Origin of the sequence: Arenimonas malthae CC-JY-1, from assembly GCF_000747075.1 — a bacterium.
Lineage (GTDB): Bacteria > Pseudomonadota > Gammaproteobacteria > Xanthomonadales > Xanthomonadaceae > Arenimonas > Arenimonas malthae.
The window spans coordinates 1-4,940 of record NZ_AVCH01000207.1 but is presented as its reverse complement, the minus strand read 5'-3'; the positions used below and the strand labels follow the sequence as shown (position 1 = coordinate 4,940).

At 71.8% G+C, this 4,940-nt stretch carries 2 protein-coding genes and 1 pseudogene; 2 read left to right on the top strand and 1 reads right to left on the bottom strand.

All coding sequences use genetic code 11. The features are described from left to right. Window positions 1–55 precede the first annotated feature (55 nt). Window positions 56–2,431 (bottom strand): TonB-dependent receptor, encoded by a 2,376-nt coding sequence (locus N790_RS14010; protein ID WP_043805247.1) that lies wholly within the window; start codon window positions 2,429–2,431, stop codon window positions 56–58. A 142-nt stretch (window positions 2,432–2,573) separates the two neighbouring features. Between N790_RS14010 and N790_RS14005 the strand changes: the two genes are divergently transcribed. Beyond that, on the top strand, window positions 2,574–4,721 hold the full coding sequence (locus N790_RS14005) for an alkaline phosphatase D family protein (protein ID WP_052385982.1): 2,148 nt from the start codon (window positions 2,574–2,576) through the stop codon (window positions 4,719–4,721). 27 nt (window positions 4,722–4,748) lie between these two features. After that, a pseudogene (locus tag N790_RS16620) lies at window positions 4,749–4,940 on the top strand (hypothetical protein); the annotation flags it as partial.

Genomic DNA, 4,940 nt, shown 5'->3' with positions numbered 1-4,940 from the left:
GGGCGCCCGCCAGGGCACCCGCCGTCGTTGTCGCCGGGCCGTGGGCCCGTGGCGCTCAGAACCGCCCGGTGAACTCCAGGCCCCAGGTGCGCGGGGCGCCGACGATGAAGGTCGGCAGGCCGAAGTTCTGGCCGGTGTTACCGCCGTCGATCAGATACTCCTTGTCGGTGGCGTTCTTCACGAACGCGCCCAGCTCCCACTTGCCGCCGCCGAAGATCACGCCGGCGCGCACGTCCACCAGGGCGTAGCCGGCCTGCTCGATGCCCGGCTGGTTCTGGTCCTCGAAGTAAACCTGCGAGCGCCAGTTCCAGCTCGGGCGCAGGTAGCCGACCTTGCCGTCGCCGACGCTGAACTGCCAGTCCAGGCCGGCCGAGGCCGAATGTTCCGGGGTCAGGCGGAAGCGGTTGCCGGCCAGGGTCTGCTCGTTGCCGTCGTCGTCGCGCTCGTCGAAGGTGGCGTCGATGTAGCCATAGTTGAAGAAGGCGCGCAGGCCGTCGGTGGCGCGCAGGATCATCGACAGCTCGGCGCCGGTGGCGCTGGCGTTGCCGCCGTTGGCGGTGATCGTGCCCAGGCCGTTGGGGTTGAGCACCTGCGCCTGGAAGTTGCTGTAGTCGTAGTTGAACACGGCCACGTCGTAGGCCAGCGTGTCGCCGAAGGCGGTGCCCTTCAGGCCCAGCTCGTAGCTCACCAGGATCTCGGCCGGCACTTCGTTCGGCGTGCCGTCTTCGCCCAGCGCGAACTCGATCACGTCCGGGCGGCGGCCGCGCGAAACGCTGGCGTAGCCGGTGAGCGTGTCGGAGAACAGGTAGCTGGCCACCGCGCGGCCCACGGCCGAGCTGTAGCTGTCCTCGGCGTAGGTGCGCGCGACCGGCTGGAACAGCATGTTCGGGAAAGCGATGGTCGTGGGCGCGGCCGGCAGCACCTGGCCCAGCGCGCTGAAGCCGCCGTAGTTGAGCGCCTCGTAGCCCGAGCGCAGTTTCTCGTGGGTGCCGCGCAGGCCGAGGGTGAGCTCCAGGCGGTCGTTCACCGACCAGGTGCCGTCGGCGAACACGTCCCAGGCCTTGGCGCTGCCGAAGTTGGTGTATTCCTCGCCGTAGCTGGCGCTGAGCGGCAGCGGGAAGCCGAGCGGAATGCCCGGGATGCCCAGCGCCGGGAAGGCCGTGTAGCCAAGGAACGGGGTCAGGTTCGGGTTGAGCGGGCTGACGATGGGCAGCTGGATCAGGCCGCCGGTGGCCGCGCCTACGCCAGCGCTCAGGGCCGGCGAGAGCAGGGCGGCGAGCTGGCGCTCGTCGGTCATGAAGGGCACGCGCTGGAAGCCGTCCTCGTCGTAGTAGCTGAAGCCGGCGAAGCCGCGGAAGGCGCCGCCGCCGTCGTAGTTGAAGCGGAACTCCTGGCTCACCTGGTCGCCTTCCACGTCCTCGGCGAACTCGAGCGCGTTGAGCTGCGAGCCGTCGGCGTCGAACTGCTCCAGCGAGGCGAACTCGCGCCAGCCGGTGATGGTGGACAGGCTCCAGGAATCGTTGATGCGGAACTCGCCCAGGATGGTGAGGCCGTTCACCGTGCGGTCCAGGCCCAGCTGCTCGCCGCGGTTGAGGTCGGCGGTGTAGTCGAACAGGTCGGTGCTGCCCGCGCGCGTCGGCAGCACCGGCGTGCGGAAGGCGGTGCCGGGCGGCGTGTCCTTCTGGTGGTTGAAGATGACGTCCACGCGCTTGCCGTCGTCGATGTCCAGGCCGAAGCCCAGGCGCAGCGCCGTGGTGTCCTTGCCGTTGAGGCGGCCGCCGGCGAGGTTCTCGACGAAGCCCTCGTTGCTCTCGTGGTAGATCGCCAGGCGCGCGGCCAGGGCGTCGGTGATGGGCGTGTTCACCACGCCGCTCATCTTGCGGTACTGGTCGCTGCCGGCGCCCAGGGTGAAGCTGCTCTCGTGGCCCTGGAAGGCCTTGTTCTGCACGAAGTGCACCGCGCCCACCTGGGCGCCGCGGCCGAACAGGGTACCCTGCGGGCCGCGCAGCACTTCCACGCGCTCGAGGTCGAAGGGCTGCACCACGGCGCCGCGGGCGCGCGAGATGGACACGCCGTCCTGGAACACCGACACGCGCGGCGGCGAGAACGCCTCGCCGCTGTCGGAAGTGATGCCGCGGATCACGAAGCCCGGGTTGTTCGGGCTCTGCTCCAGGATCTCCAGGCCTGGCACCAGGTTGCCGATGTCGGTGAGGTCGGTGGCGCCGAAGTTCTCCAGGAAGTCGCCCGAGTAGGCGCTGATGGCGATGGGCACTTCCTGCACCTGCTGCTCGCGCTTCTGCGCGGTGACGACGATGGTGTCGATGGTGGCCGGCGTGGTTTCCCCCGCGGGCGCGTCCTGCGCGACGGCGGGCAGGGCGAGCATGAGCAGGCTGGCGTGGATGGCGACGGCAAGGCGGGCGGGGCGACGCATCGGGATGGCTCCGGTGGAGGGCTCGGGAAAGGACTATCGAGCGTGTCGCCGGCCCGTTGCAATTGCGTTAAATGAAGCCCCGGGGTCATGCCGCTGAAAAGCTGGCAGGCTGCAATAGGCGGCCCCCACCCGTGTCCACGCCATGACCGTCATCAGCCGTCGCACCGCCCTGAAGCTGCTCACCCTGTCCGCCGCCGCGCTGGCCCTGCCGGCCACCGCGCGGCGCCTGCCGCCGGCGGTGGCGGTGGAGCGCGCGCTGTTCCCGCAGTCGGTGGCCTCGGGCGACCCGCAGCCCGGCAGCGTGGTGCTGTGGACGCGCCTGGCGCCCGCGGCCTGGGGCCAGGACGTGGTGCTGGAAGTGGCCGAGGACCCGGGCTTCGAAGCGGTGCGCGTCGAGCGCGCCTTCCGCGTCGGCCCGGCCACCGACGGCTGCCTGAAGGTGAAGGTGCAGGACCTGGAACCGGACCGCGCCTGGCACTACCGCTTCGTCGCTGTGGGCGAGGACGGCGTGCAGCGCGCCTCGCCGGCCGGCCGCACCCGCACCGCGCCGGCACCCGACGCCGACCGCGACCTGCGCTTCGCCGTGATGAGCTGCCAGGACTTCAACGGCCGCTGGTACAACACCCTGCTGCCGCTGCTCGGGCAGGAGCTCGACGCCATCCTGCACCTGGGCGATTTCGTCTACGAAACCACCGGCGACCCTTCCTTCCAGGACGGCGCGGGCCGGCGCATCGTGTTCGAGGACGCCGACGGCGCGCTCAGCCTGGGCGACGGCGGCTTCCAGGCCGCGCGCAGCCTCGACAACTACCGCCAGCTGCACCGCGACTACCGCACCGACCCGGTGCTCCAGCAGCTGCTGGAATCCGCGCCGCTGATCGCCATCTGGGACGACCACGAATTCGCCGACGACAGCTGGCAGGACGTGGCCACCTTCCACGACGGCCGCCGCGACGAACGCGACGCCACCCGCCGCCGCGCCGCCGAGCAGGCCTGGTTCGAATACATGCCGGCCGACCTGGGCGGCGGCTTCGAGGGTGCCTCGGTGGACGACGGCGCGCTGCACCCGAACGCGCGCATCTGGCGCGATTTCCGCTTCGGCAAGCGCGCCGCGCTGGCCTTCACCGACTACCGCAGCGCGCGCCCCGACCACCTGGTGCCGGAAGACGCCTTCCCCGGTGGCCTGGCTTACGACGAGCCGGCGCTGCGCGAGGCGCTGCCGAAGATCGGCGAAACCTTCGAGGAATGGCGCCCGCGCCTGCAGCCCTACGTGCACCTGTCGGACCCCGACCACCGCCGCTGGCGTCGTCCGCTGGCGCGCGCGCTCACCCGCGCCTACCGCGCGGAAGGGCTGGCCACCGACGTCGTGCGCCGCCGCGTGCGCGCCATCCTCTCCGAACCGATCGCGCTGCCGGTGGCCAACGCCATCCTGGCCAAACACGACGCCGGCGCGCCGTTTTTCCTCGACGCCGGACAAATCCCCGAGACGGACGACATGCCGCGCGGCCTGAGCTGGGCCGGCGTGGGCAAGTCGCGCCTGTTCGACGCCGTCGGCAGCCGCTATTTCGTGCTGGCCGAGGGTTACGGCCTGCTGGCGGCCCTGCGCGCGGCGGAAATCGGCAGCGCCCTGGGCGAGGTGCAGTCGGCCTGGCTCGACGCCACGCTGGCGCGCCACGCCGACGCCGACTGGCGCTTCATCGGCAGCTCGGTGTCGTTCACGCCGCTGCGGCTCGACCTGCGCCGGCCGGAAGTGCAGGCGCCGCCGGCTTGGGCGCATGAGGTGCTGCTCAACGTCGACCACTGGGACGGCTTCCCGGTGGAGCGCGAGGCCTGGCTCGACCGTTTCGCCGGCCCGGGCGCGGTGCTGCTCAGCGGCGACATCCACGCCAGCTTCGCCAGCCAGCACCGCAAGTCGGTGGTGGAGTTCACGGTGCCGGCGGTGTCGTCGAAGCCGCTGGGCGCCATCCTTGCCCGCAATGCCAGCGGCGACGAGGCCACCCGCGCCGCCGGCGCGCGCCTGGCCGAACACCTCGACGGCCTGCTGCGCGCCGGCTACCCCGGCCTGCGTTACGCCCAGACCCGCCGCAACGGCACGGTGCTGCTGGAAGTGGGCCAGGACACGCTGGTGGCGCGCTATTTCGAGATCGAGGGCGAACGCGTGGGCGAGTGCCTGTACGACGACCCCGCCGCCCTGGCCGGTGCGCTGCGCGAGGCCTGGTTCCGGGTGGAACGCGAGCCGGGCCGGCTGTTGCTGGAGCCGATCGGCGCGCGTTCGCCCGCCTTCACCCGCTGACGGCGGGGCCTGGCGGACAGTGGCGGCATGAAAAACGCGATCGGCGCCCTGGTCTTCTATGCCCGCTTCGCCCTGCCGTTCTCGCGGCTGGGCTTCCGTCGCCGCGTGGGCGGCGCGCGCCCCGACGCCGATTTCACCGGCCAGCGCTGGGTCGTCACCGGCGCCACCGGCGGCATTGGCCGCGCCATCGCCCTGGGCGCGGCGGCGCGCGGCGCGCGG